The sequence below is a fragment of the Lysinibacillus sp. NPDC096212 genome (assembly GCF_044763105.1).
Classification (GTDB): Bacteria; Bacillota; Bacilli; order Bacillales_A; family Planococcaceae; genus Lysinibacillus.
In genome coordinates this window covers 1-20137 of sequence record NZ_JBIWFQ010000005.1, presented here as the reverse complement: position 1 = coordinate 20137, position 20137 = coordinate 1, and the positions used below count along the sequence as shown (strand labels likewise).

Annotated in this window: 12 protein-coding genes, 1 rRNA gene and 1 pseudogene; 11 read left to right on the top strand and 3 right to left on the bottom strand. The window is 37.7% G+C overall.

Annotation, left to right across the window (positions count from 1 at the left end; genetic code table 11):
- Positions 1-136: 136 nt before the first annotated feature.
- The 3 genes from pruA to ACIQ7T_RS06500 all read left to right on the top strand — a co-directional run bounded on the left by pruA (position 137) and on the right by ACIQ7T_RS06500 (position 4465).
- Positions 137-1681, top strand: a complete 1545-nt coding sequence (pruA, locus tag ACIQ7T_RS06510) for an L-glutamate gamma-semialdehyde dehydrogenase (protein WP_370077997.1) — start codon at positions 137-139, stop codon at positions 1679-1681.
- A 262-nt stretch (positions 1682-1943) separates the two neighbouring features.
- A complete protein-coding gene (locus ACIQ7T_RS06505) occupies positions 1944-3137 on the top strand; it encodes an ornithine--oxo-acid transaminase (protein WP_370077995.1) in 1194 nt (397 codons plus the stop codon).
- A gap of 83 nt (positions 3138-3220) precedes the next feature.
- The gene (locus ACIQ7T_RS06500; RefSeq protein ID WP_370077993.1) at positions 3221-4465 is read left to right on the top strand and encodes a Glu/Leu/Phe/Val family dehydrogenase; all 1245 of its coding nucleotides are present in this window, start codon (positions 3221-3223) and stop codon (positions 4463-4465) included.
- 53 nt (positions 4466-4518) lie between these two features.
- Here the strand turns inward: ACIQ7T_RS06500 and ACIQ7T_RS06495 are convergent, their stop codons facing one another.
- Positions 4519-4701 (bottom strand): hypothetical protein, encoded by a 183-nt coding sequence (locus tag ACIQ7T_RS06495; protein WP_402869245.1) that lies wholly within the window; start codon positions 4699-4701, stop codon positions 4519-4521.
- Positions 4702-4946: 245 nt separating this feature from the next.
- Between ACIQ7T_RS06495 and ACIQ7T_RS06490 the strand changes: the two genes are divergently transcribed.
- The 6 genes and pseudogenes from ACIQ7T_RS06490 to ACIQ7T_RS06465 all read left to right on the top strand — a co-directional run bounded on the left by ACIQ7T_RS06490 (position 4947) and on the right by ACIQ7T_RS06465 (position 16358).
- On the top strand, positions 4947-9521 hold the full coding sequence (locus tag ACIQ7T_RS06490; protein ID WP_370077991.1) for a DUF8202 domain-containing protein: 4575 nt from the start codon (positions 4947-4949) through the stop codon (positions 9519-9521).
- Between the two features lie 326 nt (positions 9522-9847).
- A pseudogene (locus ACIQ7T_RS06485) lies at positions 9848-9892 on the top strand (hypothetical protein); the annotation flags it as partial.
- 133 nt (positions 9893-10025) lie between these two features.
- A complete protein-coding gene (locus ACIQ7T_RS06480) occupies positions 10026-13091 on the top strand; it encodes a sensor histidine kinase (RefSeq protein ID WP_402869243.1) in 3066 nt (1021 codons plus the stop codon).
- Positions 13088-14197: a response regulator gene (locus ACIQ7T_RS06475; RefSeq protein ID WP_370077987.1), complete on the top strand. Its 1110-nt coding sequence runs from the start codon at positions 13088-13090 to the stop codon at positions 14195-14197. Before ACIQ7T_RS06480 ends, ACIQ7T_RS06475 begins: the two co-directional genes overlap by 4 nt.
- 66 nt (positions 14198-14263) lie before the next feature.
- A complete protein-coding gene (locus ACIQ7T_RS06470; protein WP_370077985.1) occupies positions 14264-15427 on the top strand; it encodes an iron-containing alcohol dehydrogenase in 1164 nt (387 codons plus the stop codon).
- 187 nt (positions 15428-15614) lie between these two features.
- Positions 15615-16358: a hypothetical protein gene (locus tag ACIQ7T_RS06465; RefSeq protein ID WP_370077983.1), complete on the top strand. Its 744-nt coding sequence runs from the start codon at positions 15615-15617 to the stop codon at positions 16356-16358.
- Between the two features lie 73 nt (positions 16359-16431).
- Here the strand turns inward: ACIQ7T_RS06465 and ACIQ7T_RS06460 are convergent, their stop codons facing one another.
- Together ACIQ7T_RS06460 and ACIQ7T_RS06455 are read right to left on the bottom strand one after the other, a co-directional pair.
- Positions 16432-17427, bottom strand: coding sequence for a cation diffusion facilitator family transporter (locus ACIQ7T_RS06460; protein ID WP_370077981.1), 996 nt, complete (start codon positions 17425-17427; stop codon positions 16432-16434).
- Between the two features lie 15 nt (positions 17428-17442).
- Positions 17443-18159 carry an MgtC/SapB family protein gene (locus ACIQ7T_RS06455; RefSeq protein WP_370077979.1) on the bottom strand — a complete coding sequence of 239 codons (717 nt, stop codon included), beginning with the start codon at positions 18157-18159 and terminating at the stop codon, positions 17443-17445.
- Between the two features lie 509 nt (positions 18160-18668).
- On the opposite strand from ACIQ7T_RS06455, the gene ACIQ7T_RS06450 reads away from it, so the two are divergent.
- Positions 18669-19568, top strand: a complete 900-nt coding sequence (locus ACIQ7T_RS06450; RefSeq protein WP_402869239.1) for a DMT family transporter — start codon at positions 18669-18671, stop codon at positions 19566-19568.
- A gap of 285 nt (positions 19569-19853) precedes the next feature.
- Positions 19854-20137 (top strand): 16S ribosomal RNA (locus ACIQ7T_RS06445); the annotation flags it as partial.

Genomic DNA, 20137 nt, shown 5'->3' with positions numbered 1-20137 from the left:
CCTCAAAAAATTTTTTACTTGAAATATGCAACGAAATTTTGCATTATAATAAGTGTAAGAATATTCTAAACGCAAAGATATTTTGCGTCAATGTTTTTTGCACACTTAAAACATATCTCACGAGGGAGGATTTAGTATGATTTCATACAAACACGAACCATTCACAGATTTTACTCAAGAGGCAAATTACAACGCTTATTTAGAAGCATTAAATAAAGTAGAAGGTTATTTAGGTCAAGATTATCCACTTATAATTGGTGGAGAACGTATTACGACAGAAGATAAAATCATTTCATATAATCCAGCAAAGAAAACAGAAGTAATTGGTCGCGTATCAAAAGCAAACAAAGAACTAGCTGAAAAAGCAATGCAAGCTGCGGACGAAACATTCAAAACTTGGAAAAAAGTAGATCCAGCTATTCGTGCAGACGTACTATTTAAAGCAGCGGCAATTATCCGTCGTCGTAAACATGAATTCTCTGCACTTTTAACAAAAGAAGCAGGTAAACCATGGGCTGAGGCTGATGCAGATACTGCAGAAGCAATTGATTTCTTAGAATACTATGGTCGTCAAATGCTACGTATTAAAGAAGGTCAACCTGTAGAAAGTCGTCCAGGTGAATATAACCGTTATGACTATATTCCATTAGGTATTGGTATTGTTATTTCACCATGGAACTTCCCATTCGCTATTATGGCAGGGACAACGGTGGCAGCTTTAGTAACAGGTAACACTGTATTATTAAAACCAGCTTCAACAACACCTGTAGTTGCTTATAAATTTATCGAAGTGTTAGAGCAAGCTGGTCTTCCAGCAGGAGCTGTGAACTTTGTACCAGGTTCTGGTGCAGAAGTAGGTGACTACTTAGTTGATCATCCAAAAACACGTTTCATCAGCTTCACAGGATCTCGTGATGTAGGCTTACGTATTAACCAACGTGCGTCTGTATTAAATGACGGTCAAATTTGGATTAAACGTGTTATCGCTGAAATGGGCGGTAAAGATACAATCGTTGTTGATAAAGAAGCAGATCTAGAGCTTGCAGCACAATCTATCGTAAAATCAGCATTTGGCTTCTCTGGTCAAAAATGTTCAGCATGTTCTCGTGCTATTATCGTTGAAGATGTCTATGACCAAGTTGTTGACCGTGTAGTGGAATTAACAAACACGTTAACAGTTGGTGACCCATCAGACTTCAACAACTTCATGGCAACAGTTATTGACCAAGCAGCATTCAATAAAGTAACAGAGTACATTGAAATTGGTAAAGGAGAAGGTCGCCTTGTTGCAGGTGGTACAGCTGATGATTCAGTTGGTTACTTCATCCAACCAACAGTATTTGCAGACGTAGATCCTTCTGCACGCGTTATGAAAGAAGAAATCTTTGGACCAGTTGTAGCTATTACAAAAGCTAAAGATTTCGATCAAGCAATTGATATTGCAAATGATACTGAATACGGCTTAACTGGTGCGGTTATTACAAATAATCGTATGAACTTAGAAAAAGCACGTGAAGATTTCCATGTAGGTAACTTATACTTCAACCGTGGCTGTACTGGTGCAATCGTTGGTTACCAACCATTCGGTGGCTTCAATATGTCAGGTACTGACTCAAAAGCAGGTGGCCCTGACTATCTACAACTTCACATGCAAGCAAAAACAACTTCTGAAATGCTATAACTTCTTTCGGCTGACAGAAGAAGTTGCCTCCGGACGCAATTATGTGGAGGCATAAATTATAAGAGAATCTGCGAGACTCCTCCTGGTAAAGTGAGTCCGACAAGAACCGCAGGCGCTAATGTCGAGGTGGCTTACCTAGGAGTAGTGTGCAGATTCTTGCTTTTTATATTCAGAAAATGCTGAAATTATTCTATTGAATTTACTTATAGAAAAACAGAGTCTACCAGAGATTTTCATCATGAACGTAAGGAGAGAAAACTATATGACAAAAACAAATCAAGTTATTGAACAAACTCAAAATTTTGGTGCTGCAAACTATCACCCGCTACCAATCGTTATTTCAGAGGCTGAAGGTGCTTGGGTAAAAGATCCAGAAGGTAACAAATATTTAGATATGCTATCAGCCTACTCTGCTGTAAATCAGGGGCATCGTCATCCAAAAATTATCGCAGCGTTAAAAGAACAAGCTGATAAAGTAACATTAACTTCTCGTGCATTTTATAGCGAAAACCTTGGTGAATGGTATGAGCTTGTTGGTAAATTAACGAATAAACAAATGGTATTACCGATGAATACAGGTGCAGAAGCGGTAGAAACTGCATTTAAAGCAGCTCGTCGTTGGGCTTATGATGTAAAAGGCGTAGAAGATGGCAAAGCTGAAATCATCGCATGTAATGGTAACTTCCATGGTCGTACTATGCTTGCTGTATCTTTATCATCTGACGAAGAATATCGTCGTGGCTTCGGTCCAATGTTACCGAATGTTAAGTTAGTAGATTACGGTAACTTGGATGCATTAAAAGCAGCAATTACTCCAAACACAGCAGCGTTTTTAATTGAGCCAATTCAAGGTGAAGCGGGTATCGTTATTCCATCAGAAGGCTTCTTAAAAGCTGCTCGCGAGCTATGCCGTGAAAACAATGTTTTATTCATTGCGGATGAAATCCAAGCTGGTTTAGCACGTACGGGTAAAATGTTCGCATGTGATTGGGAAGAAGTAGAACCTGATATGTACATTTTAGGAAAAGCTTTAGGCGGCGGTGTATTCCCGATTTCTTGTGTAGCTGCAAATCGTGAAATCTTAGGTGTATTCAATCCAGGATCACACGGCTCAACTTTCGGTGGTAATCCTTTAGCATGTGCTGTATCTATTGCTTCAATTAAAGTATTACTAGATGAAAAATTAGCAGAGCGTTCACACGAACTTGGTGAATACTTTAAAGGGAAATTAAAAGAAATTAACAACCCAGTCATTAAAGACGTTCGTGGTCGTGGTTTATTTATCGGAATGGAATTAACAGAGGCAGCACGCCCGTACTGTGAAAAGCTTAAAGAATTAGGCCTATTATGTAAAGAAACACATGATACTGTCATTCGATTTGCGCCACCACTTGTTATTTCACAAGAGGATTTAGATTGGTCAATTGAGCAAATTGAAAAAGTTTTTAAAGTTTAACAAAATGTTCACATTTCAATTCGGAAGTATGTTACAATGATGCCGATATACTATCATTATAAAAACAAAGAGGCGATTTAATAATGTCTGAAAACTTAAATCTGTTCACATCAACTCAAGAAGTCATTCAAGAGGCTCTAAATAGACTTGGCTATGACGAAGCAATGTATGAATTGTTAAAAGAACCGCTTCGCATGCTACAAGTGCGTATTCCAGTGAAAATGGATGATGGTACAACAAAAGTATTTACTGGTTACCGTGCACAACATAATGATGCAGTAGGACCAACTAAAGGTGGGGTTCGTTTCCATCCGGCCGTATCTGAGGAAGAAGTTAAAGCGCTTTCAATGTGGATGACATTGAAATGTGGTATCGTGGATCTACCTTATGGCGGTGGTAAAGGCGGTGTCATCTGTGACCCTCGTCAAATGTCTATGGATGAAATCGAACGATTGAGCCGTGGATATGTACGTGCAGTTAGTCAAATCGTAGGACCAACAAAAGATATTCCTGCGCCAGACGTATTTACGAATGCACAAATTATGGCTTGGATGATGGATGAATACAGCCGTATGGACGAATTCAACTCTCCAGGTTTCATCACAGGTAAGCCATTAGTGCTTGGTGGTTCTCAAGGTCGTGACCGTGCGACTGCACAAGGTGTAACAATCGTTATCCAAGAAGCAGCGAAAAAACGTGGCATTGATATAAAAGGTGCGCGCGTTGTTATTCAAGGCTTCGGTAACGCAGGTAGCTTCCTAGCGAAATTCATGCATGATTTAGGTGCAAAAGTAATCGGTATTTCAGATGCTTATGGTGCACTACATGATCCTGAAGGTTTAGATATCGACTACTTATTAGATCGTCGCGATAGCTTTGGTACGGTAACAACATTATTTGAAAACACAATTTCAAACAAAGAATTACTAGAACTTGATTGTGATATTTTAGTGCCAGCTGCTATTGAAAACCAAATTACTGCTGATAATGCAAACAACATTAAAGCAAACATTGTAGTTGAAGCAGCGAACGGTCCAACAACTTCTGAAGCAACTAGAATTTTAACTGATCGTGGCATTTTACTTGTACCAGACGTATTAGCATCTGCTGGTGGTGTAACAGTTTCTTACTTCGAATGGGTACAAAATAACCAAGGTTATTACTGGACAGAAGAAGAAGTTGAAGAACGTCTTTACAAAAAAATGGTTGATGCGTTTGAAAACGTTTATACAACAGCGACAACACGTAACATTAACATGCGTTTAGCAGCTTATATGGTAGGTGTTCGCCGCACTGCAGAAGCTTCACGCTTCCGTGGATGGGTTTAATAAATAAATAAATAAATAAATAAATAAATACAAAACGAGTCACTCCTATATCATTAGGATGACTCGTTTTTTTCTTGGGGCGATTTGAATTTATTCGTTTGGATAAGATGCTCCAGCCGCTTTTCTAACATCGCTTTTCTTACTTTCCGCTCCTTTTGTATAACCATATATTTCAATATACCTAATCCACCGAAAATAACAACAAACCAAATAGTTACAATATTTAACATAATCATAAGCAAAATTCCTTTGTTCTATGCACTGTCTCTACTATACAATGACTACCTAAACAAAATCTGAACATATGGATAGATTATATGTGCAGGTAGATAGAATTGATATATAGACAAATAGAACTAATTGTTCAGATTCTGTTCAGGAAGACTATAGTAAATTGAGGTATGACGGTGTTAAAAATTTGAAAGGGGCGAAAATATTTAATGAAAAACAACGGAGTTTTAAATAGGTAGGAGGGAAAAGGATGCATATCAAAACGAAACAGAAAAAATGGTGGAAGCGTTCACTTACGGTCATGCTTTCACTTACACTTGTGACAAGTAGTGTTTCGCTGACAGGGTTGCCTAAAAAAGCGCTAGCAGCGGATCCTGTGAATCCGGGTGGTGTAAGTACACAACCAGTACTATGGTTGAAATCAAATGAAGGTGTAAAAGAAAGTGCTGGAAATTTAACACATTGGGCTGATCAATCTGTAGCACCAGTGAATTTTACACTTGATATTCCAACAGGACAAGAAGAGAGAACACCGAAGTATAACGTAAATGGTGTGAACTTTAACCCAAGTGTAAAATTTGATAACCCAAGTGGAGCAGCTCACTATAATCAATCTGCTAAATTAGTAGGAGATAAACAGATTACTTTCCAGTCTGGATATGCGGTTTATAAATGGCCTGAAGCTGGGACTGCAGGGGCACTTGTTGGTTCTACGGAAATAATCAAGTACGGTACTCAGATTTTAGGTGGGGGTGGAAGCGGTGGAAACTATTTCGCAGTAGGGACAGGTGCAAACTCTACATGGCGCTCTTTTGGACCTGCTAATAGAAAAATATTCCAAATGGCAAACTATGAAATGAATGATGATGGCACAAAGGCATTAGCAAGAATAAATGGACAGCTGACTACTGTAGGCCAACCAACAATTACAATTAAACCCATTACATTTACACCTGTTATTGGAGCTACTGGACCTGGAGCTTCTGGTAGTAACTTCTCAGGTCTCAATGCTGATGTGGCAGAGGTTATTTTGTATGATGGGGAAATAAGTGCAGATGCTGCTAAAATTGAAACGTATTTAGCCGTAAAATATGGCATTACGTTAAATGATGGTGCTAGCAATTACGTTGCGACGAATAACACGGTTGTGTGGGATGCAAACACCAAGTATCAACAAAATATCGCTGGTATCGGTCGTGACAATGCAGAGGACCTTGAGCAAAAGCAAAGCCGAAGCATTAACGAAGGTACACAGGTTGCAATTGGTGTTGAGGCACTTACAGCTACAAATTTGGCTAATCAAGGTACGCTTACAGATGGACAATATTTGATTTGGGCCGATAACGGCAAGGATCTAGCGTTCACAAAGCAAATCGGCACAACTCACAAAAATCATGCTGAACGTATTTGGAAAGTACAAAATACAGGAAGTGTGGGTGAAGTAGAAATTGCCATTCCAAAGAGTGCTCTTCCAGAAAACACAACATTACGAGTAGGAAGCAGCGATACAGATTTTGCACTAGCGACTGAACATACATTAACAGAGATTACTTTAAATGGCGCACCTCATTATGCTGCAAAAGCGACATTAGCCAATGGTCAATATTTCACGTTTGCAGCGGATGCACCAGCACCACTAAGCGTGAAAGTGGAAGAAATCACAGCGAATCAAAATCAAATTATCGTGTCGTTTGATAAAGACATCAAATTAACAGCACCTGAAGCAACTGGATTTACAGTGACAGTAGGAACTGAAACAATTACACTAACTGATGCCGATGTGAAAGTAAATCCAGCTGATCCAAAGCAATTACTGATTACATTACCAGGGACAGATTCCACTGGTAAATCCGTAAAAGTAGAGTATGACGGACAAGGAAAATTAACAGGTACAGATGGTGTACCGGTAAATAGCTTTGAAGAAACTATGACAAACACTGCCATACCATCTCTACAAATCACGGATCCAACAGGTAAAGTGAGCACTAAGAAACCAGACATTAAAGGAACAGTAGATAAAGACGCAACGGTGAAAGTTGTGATTAAAGATAAAGACGGCAATGAAGTACCAAATGCGAGTGGGAATGCGACGGTTGATGGAAGTGGCAATTGGGCATTCACGCCAAGCATTGACTTAGTAGATGGCGACTACATAATCGAAGTCGAGGCAAAAAAAGGCGACAAGATAGCAAAACAAACGGTAAACATGACAGTAGATACAGCAGCTCCAAATCCAACAGTGGGAGTAACAGCACCAACAGAAACGGTGAGTACAGGTAAACCAACATTTACTGGAACAGCAACACCAGGTGCAACAGTAAAAATCAAAAATTCTGATAACATAACGTTAACAACAACAGCAGATGAACATGGAAACTGGAGCATCACACCGAACAAAGATATACCTAACGGCATATACAATGTCGAGTATACAGCCGAACTTAATGGTCATACATCTGGCATAGTATCAAAACTTTTAACAGTCGATGCGCCAGATAAATCACTTTTAGCGACACGAGTGGAGATTGTCGAAGGCTTAACAAACGAAGATTATACTCCTGAAAGTTGGAATAACTTAGAGCCAGTATTGAGTGCAGCAAAAGCTGTATTGGACAATCCAAATGCAACACAAGCTGACATAGAAGCAGCTTACAATGCTTTAAAAGCAAAACATGATGGATTGGAGTTTGTAGATCCGGATAAAACAGTTGATAAAACGAATCTGCAAAAAGAGCTTACAATTGCCGCTGGGTTTAGCGAGTTGAATTATACGCAAGATAGTTGGTCTGCATTTGAAACGGCAAAAAAAGATGCTCAAGATGTATTCAATAATCCACAAGCAACCCAAGAAGAGGTGAATGCAGCTTGGGAAAAATTAGTTGCAGCGCGTCATGCATTAATAGATGCCCCGACTGCTCCTACAGTAGATAAAACAGCATTGCAAGCTAAAGTAGATGAATCAGCGAACTTATCGGCAGGTAGCTATACACCAGAAAGTTGGTCAAACTACCAAAAAGCGTTAAATGATGCAATAGCTATGTTGACAAAAGGAAGCGCTACGCAAACAGAAATAGACGATGCCTTACAAGCATTAACAGCAGCGCAGAATGCACTTGTAAAGAAACCTACACAACCAACATCAGGTCTAGGCTCACTAACACCATCAACAGGCGCATTAAGTCCAAACTTCTCATCAAAAGTCACAAATTACACAATGAATGTGAATTACGCAACGTCTCAATTAACATTTACAGCACTCCCGAGCAATCCAGATGCTACAGTGACGATGACTGTGAATGGACAAGTTGCGACAAATGGTCTTGTTCCACTCCAAGTCGGTGCAAATACCGTAGTTATTACGGTTCAAGATGGTACAGGAGTCAAACAATATACAATTACGGTTTATCGTGCCGCTGACTCGTCATCAGGCTCAGGCGGTGGCGGAGATACATGGACGACAGCTCCACCAACAACGACTGAACCTGGTACAACTACAACGAAAATCCAAGTGGCATTAGAAATTGATGGCGAAAACCCACTGGAAAAAACAACAGTAGAAATTGAGCGCACAAAACATGCCAAGGGTGAAATCACAGATTTTGTGGTATTAACAGAAGCGAACTCGAAGGAAGCTGTAGAAAAAGCGAACCGAATTGGCAATAACATTGTTCGTATCGTCATTCCGGATGTCAATGATGAAGTAGATAAAGTAACGATAGAAATAGCGAAACAATCTCTTCAATTACTACATGACAATGGTTTATCATTAGAATTTGCTACAGAGAATGGACTGATTGCAATTCCACTCAGCTCAATGGACGGTGTGAATGATAATTTCTACTTCCGTTTAGTACCTGTGAAAAAGGAAAGTGAGCGTAAGGCGATTGAAGAACGTGCAAGAGTGGAGAAGGTTGTCCGTAAAACACTGCAAAGCAATAATGTACGTGTCGTAGCTCGTCCAATGACGATTGAAACGAATATGCCAAGTCGACCAGTACAAGTGACACTTCCATTGAAAGGTGTTAATGTGCCAGTAGCGGCAGCTGAGCGACAAGCATTCCTAGACCAATTAGCTGTCTTTATTGAACATTCGGATGGCGAGAAAAAAGTTGTATTCCCTGAAGTCGTGACAAAGGCGAAGGGTGAACTTGGCTTACGTTTCACAGTGGACAAGTTTAGTACATTTACGATTATTCAGGTGGAAAAGCAAGCTATTCACCACCATGAAGCATACATTAAAGGCTTCCCTAATGGTACATTTGGTCCGGAGAAAAACGTGACACGTGCCCAAGTGGCAACGATGATTGCGCGTATCTTAGGCTATACAGATGGCCAAGCAGTTAGCAAGGCACCATTCAATGATATTCCAAGTAATCATTTTGCAGCTGGCGCAATTGCCTTTGTCAAAGAGCGCGGTATTATGAATGGGGATGTGGATGGCAACTTCCGCGCAAGTGAGAATATCACACGTGCACAAATGGCTACAGTGGTCGCGAACTATAAGCAGCTGCATATCGAAGAAAATGTAGCAATTACATTCAATGATACAAAAGGCCACTGGGCGCAATGGATTATTGAAGCGAATCGTAATGCAGGCATTATTAACGGTCGCGCAGACAGAAGTTTCGCACCAGATGAGCACTTAACACGTGCCCAAGCCGTGGTGATGATGAACCGTATGTTTGAACGCGGTCCACTACATGGTGTGACAACACCAAGCTTCCCAGATGTAAAGGCATCTCACTGGGCGTTTAACGAAATTGAAGAGGCTGCAAAACCTCATGCATATTTCATCGATGAAGAGGGGCAAGAGCAGATTAATTGAATAAGTATGGGCAATTACAGGCTAAGTATTTTTTAGCCTGTTTTTCAGTTATTTATTGATTGAAAAGATTTTTTTGGTAATAAGTTGATATTTTTAAAAGATCTGTTCAGATTCTGTTCAGGCATCCCTTATAGACTAAATAGGAAAATCATGAAGCCGATATTTAGTGAAGGGGAGAACATAAAGATGAAAAATAGCACAACACTTTACGACAAACTATTTAAAGCAGCTATGGCTACAAGTGTAATTGCTGTTGTGGCATCAAACATGGCAAAAGCCGCAAATAGGAAGTATTTACGGATGTCAAAACAACCTCTGACTACTATGAATATGTTAATGAATTGTTTGAACGTGGCTTTGTGAATGGGTAAATTATTAAATAACTTCCCAATTATTGTTCAGAATTTGTTCAAATATTTTATAATAGAAAAAATTACATAAAAAAATAAATGACTAAGCAATCGAATGTATGTAAATAAATCAAACGATAGTAGGAACATAATAATGAAAAAAGATTTTGTAATAGTGTTTAGTATCTTCATGCTATTTGCCATAGTTTTTGTAATAGGGAATAGGCATTATTTTTTAGAAAATAATGACAGTATTGTGAAACAGGGAATGACGGTTGTTTCAAATGAGCAACTTGAAAATAATAACACCATTAAGCTCAATGGAGATTGGTCTTTTTATCCAAACGTTCTGATATCGCCTCAACAGTCATTAGATGATTTCGAAGAGCGGCGTATATCTATGAAAGTTCCTGATAAATGGGAGGATTATTTTCAATTCAATGAAAAAGGTCCTCTTGTCGGTACATATCATCTTGTAGTAAAGGTTCCTACAGAAGGGCAGTATGGTTTGTTTTTTCGCTATATTCACTCATCTAGTCGTGTTTTCATTAATGGTATTAAGGTTGGGGGAAAAGGAAACCCAAGTACGTCTTTCTCAAGCTTTCAATCAGAAAATGATGATACATTTATTGCCATTGGGCAAAGTGACGAGCAAGAGCTTGATATATTAATACAGGTAGCTAGCTACAATAAATATCCGACAGCGGGAATGATTTATCCTGTTGAATTTGGAACAAGGGAGAGCATACAGAATTTCTACGATCACAAGAGGTTAATTGATGTATTGGTGATTTTTGGATATATCGTTTTTGGCATCATTTATCTGACTATCTATGGACAAAGTCGCAAAAGGAAAGAAGAATTGTTTTTCGGACTTTATATGTTACTGATAGGTTTTCAGTCGTCCTTTACTAATCACAAGATTTTCTTTCAAGTTTTTCCTATAGCAGAAACCTTTACGCAGTCACGTTTACAGCTCGGTGTTATCCCTCTAATCGATATTTGTCAAATACTTTTTCTTTATACTATGTATCCACAAGTGGCGAATAAAAAAATTGTCAATACAATTGTTATTTCACTAGGTTGCGTTTTTTTTCTATATGGTATTTATAATCCATTTTATATCGATACAAGTGAAATGACTGCACAAGCAATGATTATTCGACAAATTACATACGTAGCTTTGATTATTTTGTTAACTGGCTACACGCAATTGATGTTAATCCGTGTTATCTTGAAAAAACTAGAAGGTGCACGATATATATTAATCATTTTTACAGGAGGTTGCTGTTATGCGTTATTAGTAATCATTAATTTTTTAATAGAAGTACCTAATGAGTATAGTAAATTGGTATTTTTGGGTTGTACATTAGTTGGCTTCACTTTACTCCTAAACTATCGTATGAATCAGGCCTTTACGGATGCACAGACATTATCAAAAGAGCTATTAGTACACAATCAAATGAAGGATGAATTTTTACTGAAAACCTCCCATGAATTGCGCACACCGTTAAATGGGATTTTGAATTTATCAAAGTCACTAATGGAAGGTGCTGAGGGGCCGTTGAAGCGTACCCAACAGGAGCAAGTGATTTTAATTCATAATGTGACGCAGCGTTTAGGTTATTTAGTAGAGGATTTACTGTTTTCATCCAATTATATGTCTGGCGAAATACGTGTCTCTCCTCGTACAGTGGCAATAACGGTGATTAATGAGGTAGTAGCAGAAATTCGCAGTGTGATGTCTACTAATAGTCACGTACGATTACTCGTTGAAGTAGATTTGACATTGCCACCCATGCTGACCGATGAATTGCGCTTTAAGCAGGTGTTGTACAATCTGTTACACAATGCTATCCAGCATACCGAAATTGGAGAAATTACTGTAACTGCCTATCAGCAAGAGAAACATATGGTCATCGAGGTAAGCGATACCGGAAAAGGGATTCCTGCTCAGGATTTAGAACGCATTTTTAATTCGTTTTATCAAGTGAAAAATAATCATCAGAAAGAGGGCCTTGGAATAGGATTAAGCATTGCAAAAAATATTGTAGATAAATTAAATGGTGATATTTATGTAAAAAGTACTTTAGGAGAAGGAACAATCTTTACATTCACAATGCCTCTTGCAACAGAAGAGCAAGTGGGTATTGAAAACTCATTCGCAATCGTCTCACGTGCCAACACATCCAAAATATTACAACTTGAGCTACCGTTGATTCATAATGGAAACGATAAAAAAATACTTGTAGTAGATGATGATCATGTCAATATAAAGGTTTTAGCGGATGTATTAGCACTAAAGGGCTATACAGTGATTGGTGTTGATAATGGCTTTGACGCTATCGACTACATCAAAACGAATCAAGTGGATTGTATGCTAGTCGACTTAATGATGGAAGGTATGTCGGGCTATGAATTATGTAAGCAAGTGCGCAAGCAATATGACATGTTAGAACTACCAATCATTGTTTTAACTGCTATTATGAAACATTCTGATTTAGTGCTAACCTTGCAAGTAGGAGCGAATGATTATTTACGAAAGCCTGTAGCAACTGATGAATTGCTTATACGAATAGAATCATTATTAGCGGTTAGACAATCATCAATAGATGCAATCGAAGTTGAGATGAATTATTTATATGCGCAAGTGACCCCTCATTTTGTCTATAATACACTCAATACAATTATTGGATTGAGCTATTCCGATATGGATAATACAAGGGAAGCACTATACTGCCTAGCAACTTACTTCCGTGCAAAGCTCAATGTTCATTATCGTAACAGTATGGTGTTGATTGAAGAAGAATTGGAGCTCGTAAAAGCATATCTTTATATTGAAAAGATGCGTTTTGGTAATCGTTTAACTGTCAAATATGATATTGATGAATCTATACAACTTATGATTCCAGCATTATCGCTACAGCCTTTAGTGGAAAATGCCGTTTTTCATGGTATTTCCAAAAAGCCAGAGGGAGGTACAATTGAAGTAAGTGTCCAGAGAGAAGGACAATTTGTTCGGATTAAAATACAAGATAATGGGGTAGGTATACCCGCTAAAAAGTTACAACAATTAATTAATGAAGAAAGTTCGCGCATTGGTTTTACAAATCCGTTAAAAAAATTTAAATTAATGAAAAATGCGAGCCTTCGTTTAAATAGTGAGGAAGGAAAGGGGACAACTATTCTAATATTATTACCGAAGGGTGATGGAGCATGAATATTATTATCATAGATGATGAAAAAATGGCTATTGATGTTTTACGTTTCAAGTTAAATCGACTTACACAATTTCAGATTTCTATTAAAGGAACATTTACGAATGCAGCCGATGCCCTGATTTTTCTAGAAAAAGAATCTATTGATGTTGTTTTTCTAGATATAGAAATGATTGATGTGCATGGCTTACAGGTAGCAAAACAATTAAAAGGGAAATCATCATCTACACAAATAATATTTGTTACAGCACATGCCCAATTTGCAGTGGATGCATTTGATGTAGAGGCAACGGATTATTTGTTAAAACCTGTTCATGAGAAGCGGCTCATAAAGGCGTTGATCAAAGCGCAGCAGAAGTTGCAATTACAAGAAGATGTAGCAAAAGTGAAAAAAGAACATCTCTTATATGCACATACATTTGGAAGCTTTTATTTATTGGATGCCCAGCATGAGGTTATGAAGTGGCGTACTAGGAAAGTGCGAGAACTATTTTTATATTTATGGTTTCATCAAAAAAAGCCTATGTTAAATGTTGTCATAATAGAGGAGCTCTGGCCAGATTTAGAATTTGAGAAGGCGGCCAGTAACTTACATACGTCTATTTACCAGTTAAGGAAGCACCTTAAAGAAAAAGGTATTCAAGATCCAATTCGATTGGTCAATAATCATTATCAATTAAATGTGGAAATTGCTAGTGATTATGATAAATTTATTTATTTGCTAGAGCAGAAAAGGCATGATGAAATATCCATCCAGCAGCTTTTAAATTACTATGAAGGTGATTTTTTAGCGGAGGAGGAGTACTCTTGGGCTATTCAAACCCAGCTGCGCTTAAAGCAAGGGATCTTACATGTACTCGAAATGTATATTACTACTACAATTTCTATTAATTCATTACTAAAATTAAACTGTTTACAAAAGACGTTAGAGCTAGATGAGTTTAACGAAAACTATATGTTTCTACTACTAGAATTTTTAATTGGGCAAAACAAAAAACAGGATTGTATAAAGTGCTATGAGAGGATACAAGAAAAATTATCGGAAATTGGTATTTCAGTACCAGAGAAAATTTTTAGTATTTATAATGCTTACATGATTCATGTTTAGGGATCTTTATTCTTTGCTTTCTCCAATATAAATATGAGAAAATCCAAGCAGAAAGGGGCGAATTGAATGGATTCATTTACATTTTATAACCCAGTGAAGTTACATTTTGGTGAAAATGCATTGGAAAAGCTTTCGAATGAGTTAGCGCAGCATGGTAAAAAGGTGCTAGTTGTATATGGTGGAGGTAGCGTTAAGAAAAATGGTGTATACGATGCTGTCATCGAGAAGTTACAAGAAGCCGATAAAACAATATTTGAACTAAGTGGTGTTGAGCCAAATCCACGTGTTGAAACAGCAAGACTTGGTATTGATCTTTGTAAAAAAGAAGATATTGATCTAGTCCTAGCTGTAGGAGGTGGTTCCGTAATTGACTGTTCTAAGCTAATAGCCGCTGGTGCAAAATATGATGGCGATGCTTGGGGTATTGTAAAGCGTAAAGTATTTGTGCAGGACGCTTTACCGCTTGGAACGGTATTAACGCTAGCTGCAACAGGTTCCGAAATGAACTCAGGCTCTGTTATTACAAATGCGGCTACTGAGGAAAAACTAAGCTGGGGTAGCCCTGCGGTATTCCCGAAATTTTCGATTTTAAATCCAGCGTATACGGTGACAGTACCAAAAAATCATACAGTTTACGGTATGGTTGATATGATGTCGCATGTACTTGAACAATATTTCCATAATACGACGAATACACCGATTACAGACGAAATGTGTGAAGGAGTATTAAGAACTGTCATTGCAACAGCACCTGAATTAATAGAAGATTTAGAGAATATTCCGTTGCGTGAAACGATTTTATTAGCCGGAACAATTGGGTTAAATGGATTCTTATCAATTGGCTCTCGCGGTGATTGGGCGTCACATAATATTGAGCACGCTGTATCTGCAGTGTACGATATTCCGCACGCAGGTGGTTTAGCGATATTACAACCACATTGGATGCGTCTATGTGTACCCGTAAATCCAGAACGTTTTGCAGGCATTGCAACACGCGTTTTTGGTGTTGACGCATCAGGGAAGTCTCCAGAAGAGGTTGCATACGAAGGAATTGATCGTTTATCGGCATTCTGGACTTCACTAGGAGCTCCGAGTCGACTTGTAGATTATGAAATTGATGATTCAAAATTCCAGCAAATTGTAGAGCATGCTATGCAAAATGGACCCTTTGGAAACTTCAAAAAATTACAGGAAGAAGATGTGCGAACTATTTTGCAAAACGCTCTTTAATATGAAAATAGACATGAGGCTACCCGTTGTAGTCTCATATTTTTTATTGTGCAAGTGTCCTAACAAAAATCTTAGGAAATAACTAATTCCTTGTCGAATGTTCTCGTTAATTGTAAAATTGTTCAGAATTTGTTCAACTATGTTTATTAAAATAAAGATAATAATAAACTAGGATAGAGAGGGACAAATGTTGAAACAAATGCTTGAAGATTGCAATGTCACATCGGGTTGCATAAAGACTCCATTTCAGCGGCACGTTTATAAAATGCAGAATTGTGTAGAAGTATTGGGGATTGAAACGAAATCACTGCAAGTTGAGAATGACCAAATTGTCACGGGATATATCGTTGATCAAAGTATATTCTTTAAAAGTTTACAATGTGGCCAAACGAATATTACCTTTACAGATGGTGTAAATAAAGCAAATGTACAAGTTTTTGTACGTCCTTCTGGAGAAATCGTTGTAGAAGTGGAACCTTATTTACGAGATGCTGAAATAGTGCTAGTTTATTATCGAACAATACTAGCAGATACAGCTATTGCGATTGATTTAAAAGGTGCTTTAAAACATTATTTGGTGACTCATCAAATGATGAATAATGATGATTCAATTGCAGAGGTACATTACCGATCTATGCATCCTAATGTATTGAAAGATTCTTATGCGGGTAATTTCATATTAGGTTGCTATGCAGATGGAAGAGAGATTACAAATGCAGAAGAATATGCATTAGCTAATCGATTGGCAACATTAAAATTCTCAAAAATCGTTATTCAACAGCAAGGTGTAAAAAAGGTTATTGCATTAAAAATGTTATTAACTTTTATGATAACAGATCATGTTTTTGTAAATAATGAAGAGATTCTAGATTACTTAATAGAAGATACAAAAGAAGTTAAACGAGAACAAAGTCATCTAGTGCTGGTATAATAAATAGCCAACTGCCTGAAATAAGGCAATTGGCTATTTATTTTATTTAGAAAAATTATTTTGGATCATGATGTTATTGTTTGGGTGTTGAGTTTTCCGGTCTTTCACCAATATGCACCCAAGCTAGTTTCCCATCATCCTCATCAAATAAAATGGCTACTTTTGATACGCCTTTCTGACTTGAAATGACCTCTGTTAAATGGTCGCGTACATCATCTAAAAAAGCGAGTGATAGGTTAGGATCAGCTTCGGCAACTAATTCCACATGTAAAAATTCGCCTTCTTTAACGACCTCTAAACGAACAATATCTTTAATGTTTGGGTCATCCATAACAAGATGAGCAATATGATTTAGCATTTCTTCGTCTGTTTCACCAATAACCCCACGCGCATTATCAAGGAAAACTTTCGCTACTACATAGAACATCATACAGCCAATAATCATTGATACAAGTCCTTCTATTCTTGTCCAGCCTGTAAAATGTGCGATTAAAATAGCTGCGAAGGCCAAGAAGTTACCGCCTGTAGCCACTAAGTCTTCCATAAACACTAATTTTGTTGCTGGTTTTGCGCGATTTAAATAGGGAAAAGCTTTAGGGATAGCAGTTATTATTCCAGTTTTCTCCTGCCCAGCGTCATGTAGTATTTCAACGGCAGCCTTCGCAAGAACTGACCCTTCTAAAACAATACCAATCAATAATACGCCAAGTGCAATGAACATTCCTTTAGATTCTCCAGCTGGGTGTATAAAATGATGCCAGCCTTCTTTTATAGTTTCATAAGAAAGGATCGCCACAATTATAACAGCAAAAAGACAAACTAAATTTACTATTCGGCCAAAGCCTCCAGGAAACTGTTTTGTCGGTGCTTTTTTCGAAAGCGCTGAGCCGATATAAACGAATAATTGGTTTGCTGCATCTCCTAGTGAGTGCATCATTTCTGCAAACATGGCAACATTACCTGTAAAGAAGAAGGCAACACCTTTAATAATTCCTAAAAAGGCATTGACAACTGCTGCCAACAGAGAAGGTTTATTCCCGTTTTTTAATAGTTTCAATATTTCTGCCACAAAAGAATCCTCCAACTAGTTTAAAATTTCCATCTCGATTTTTTCTATATAGGGTAGTGTTCGTAATGAACGATAAAATGACAGTAAGTTATCAGAGACTATTAATGATAAGCGTAAATCTAATTCGTGAAAAACATGTTCAGGATCCGGAATATCTTGAATGCGTATGTTTTCGATAATAATATTGTTTTCCTTTAGGAATTGTAAAAAGGATTCACTCTTTTCATCATTATTAATCTGAACCTTCAATGATATTTCTCGCATACGAATTCTTCTTGGTCCTATTTTCATTAGAAACGGCGATAAAACCTCAATTCCGAAGACAATGATAATAACGGCTAATGTAGCATCTATATAGAAGCCTGCACCAACTGCAATCCCTATTCCCGCAGCTCCCCAAATCATTGCTGCAGTTGTTAAACCTGAGATACTATCATTCCCGCGTCTTAAAATAACACCTGCTCCAAGAAATCCAATTCCACTAACAATTTGAGCAGCCAAACGAAGGGGGTCCATTGTTATATTGATTCCTGACCTAGGGGGTGTTGAGTAGGCGGTTTCAATCGAAATAATAGTGAGTAAACAGCTAAATGTAGCAATAACTAAGCTCGTTTTTAATCCTACAGGCTTCTTTTTTAATTCCCTTTCGATGCCGATTACTAAACTTAATGTGGCTGCAATTACTAATTTTATGCCAACTTCATATGTAATCATATTTTCCAAGGTTTCCATACGCAACCCTCCACAGATATTTCGTATTGCTAAGAGATATGCAAGGTGTCATTATTATATGTACATTACTTTTTTGTATTGTACATCACGATCGTAATGAAGTATAAGTATTTTTAATTCTTTCTGCACATATTTTTGGTAGCGAAAGAAAGCTGCAGCCACAATTGTTCTATACAGCGAAAGCAAAGCGACAGCCACAAAAGTTTTATGTAGCGAAAGCAAAGCGTCGGCTACAAATGTCTTTACCTCTATATGTAGTGAGATGAATGTGAGTATAAGTTAAAGTTTCCCGCAGATTTCACGGGATTGGAAAGGAGTCTTTAAAGGATGTTAGCCTAAAATCATCGTATCCATGCGATAACGGCTAACTGACCTGCATCGGTAAAAACGCCACGTCCTGTGGCATTACCGAAATGACCGACATCGTGTCGGCCCTCATGCAGGCCTGAGCGTAAAACCGAATCCAGACGTAATGCTACCTAGACAAAATTGATTGGAGGTTGGATTTTATGGAGAAACCAAAAATTCATCCATACATACCTATTTTTATTGGCGTTATTTCAGTATCCTTATCTGCCATATTTGTAAAATTAGCAAATGCAGAAGCGGGGGTTATTGCGTTTTACCGTATGTTCTTTTCGGTGTTAATAATGGCTCCTCTGTTTTTTTGGAAGTACGCTAAGGAGGTAAAGGGATTAAGAATACGTGATTGGCTATTTTCTTCTGTTGCAGGTATATTTTTAGCCTTTCATTTTATTTTGTGGTTTGAATCACTTAATTACACTTCTGTAGCAAGTTCTACAGTTTTGGTTACACTACAGCCATTGTTTGCATTTGTAGGTACATATTTTTTCTTTAAAGAGAACATTACCCTGAAAACCATTTTTGCAGGAGTTATTGCTATTGTCGGTAGTATTTTAATTAGTTGGGGAGATTTTAAACTTAGCGGTACTGCATTTTATGGAGACATGCTTGCTCTTGTCGCGTGCGCACTCGTTACAGCTTACTTTTTATTTGGACAAGATGTACGGAAAAGATTATCTCTTGTGACATATACGATGATTGTTTATGCTGTTAGTACAATTACATTGTTTATCTATGTTCTTATTAAAGGGGAATCGTTCGGTCCATATTCTGCTATGGACTGGATATGGTTTATTTTATTAGCGATAGTTCCTAATTTATTTGGTCATACTCTATTTAATTGGTCTATTAAATACGTTAGTACAAATGTAGTCTCCGTTGCGATCTTATTTGAACCAATTGGCGCGGCCATTTTAGCTCTTCTAATTTTTAAAGAGTATTTAATAGCCACACAAATTTTTGGCGGATTCATTGTTATAGTAGGAATTCTCTTATTTGTAGTCGATGAGAAAAAGATTTTTAAACTTTTTTTTAAAAAAGCTTGATTTATAAATTGCTATATTATATATTATTACTTGTCCTTAACAAGAAGGACGACTTGAAAAAAAGATTTGAAAAAAGATTTGAAAAAAGTTGTTGACTTCTTATCGGATACAAGTTATGATAATAAAGTCGCTGAAAACAACAGCAACAAAATGAACCTTGAAAACTGAACAAGCAAAACGTAATCAATAAAGTTTTTAGTAGCTAACCTTGAGTTGGTGAACGAAACAAAATTTTGGACATCAAACATGATGCCAGCAAAACAATTTGAGCTAATCAAATTTCTTTTTATGGAGAGTTTGATCCTGGCTCAGGACGAACGCTGGCGGCGTGCCTAATACATGCAAGTCGAGCGAACAGAGAAGGAGCTTGCTCCTTTGACGTTAGCGGCGGACGGGTGAGTAACACGTGGGCAACCTACCTTATAGTTTGGGATAACTCCGGGAAACCGGGGCTAATACCGAATAATCTATTTTACTTCATGGTGAAATACTGAAAGACGGTTTCGGCTGTCGCTATAAGATGGGCCCGCGGCGCATTAGCTAGTTGGTGAGGTAACGGCTCACCAAGG

What these genes read in the sequence shown, in the direction of transcription:
- pruA (WP_370077997.1), top strand. Translation starts at nt 137, where the DNA reads ATGATTTCATACAAACACGAACCATTCACAGATTTTACTCAAGAGGCA.
- ACIQ7T_RS06505 (WP_370077995.1), top strand. Translation starts at nt 1,944, where the DNA reads ATGACAAAAACAAATCAAGTTATTGAACAAACTCAAAATTTTGGTGCT.
- ACIQ7T_RS06500 (WP_370077993.1), top strand. Translation starts at nt 3,221, where the DNA reads ATGTCTGAAAACTTAAATCTGTTCACATCAACTCAAGAAGTCATTCAA.
- ACIQ7T_RS06495 (WP_402869245.1), bottom strand. Translation starts at nt 4,701, where the DNA reads ATGATTATGTTAAATATTGTAACTATTTGGTTTGTTGTTATTTTCGGT.
- ACIQ7T_RS06490 (WP_370077991.1), top strand. Translation starts at nt 4,947, where the DNA reads ATGCATATCAAAACGAAACAGAAAAAATGGTGGAAGCGTTCACTTACG.
- ACIQ7T_RS06480 (WP_402869243.1), top strand. Translation starts at nt 10,026, where the DNA reads ATGAAAAAAGATTTTGTAATAGTGTTTAGTATCTTCATGCTATTTGCC.
- ACIQ7T_RS06475 (WP_370077987.1), top strand. Translation starts at nt 13,088, where the DNA reads ATGAATATTATTATCATAGATGATGAAAAAATGGCTATTGATGTTTTA.
- ACIQ7T_RS06470 (WP_370077985.1), top strand. Translation starts at nt 14,264, where the DNA reads ATGGATTCATTTACATTTTATAACCCAGTGAAGTTACATTTTGGTGAA.
- ACIQ7T_RS06465 (WP_370077983.1), top strand. Translation starts at nt 15,615, where the DNA reads ATGTTGAAACAAATGCTTGAAGATTGCAATGTCACATCGGGTTGCATA.
- ACIQ7T_RS06455 (WP_370077979.1), bottom strand. Translation starts at nt 18,159, where the DNA reads ATGGAAACCTTGGAAAATATGATTACATATGAAGTTGGCATAAAATTA.
- ACIQ7T_RS06450 (WP_402869239.1), top strand. Translation starts at nt 18,669, where the DNA reads ATGGAGAAACCAAAAATTCATCCATACATACCTATTTTTATTGGCGTT.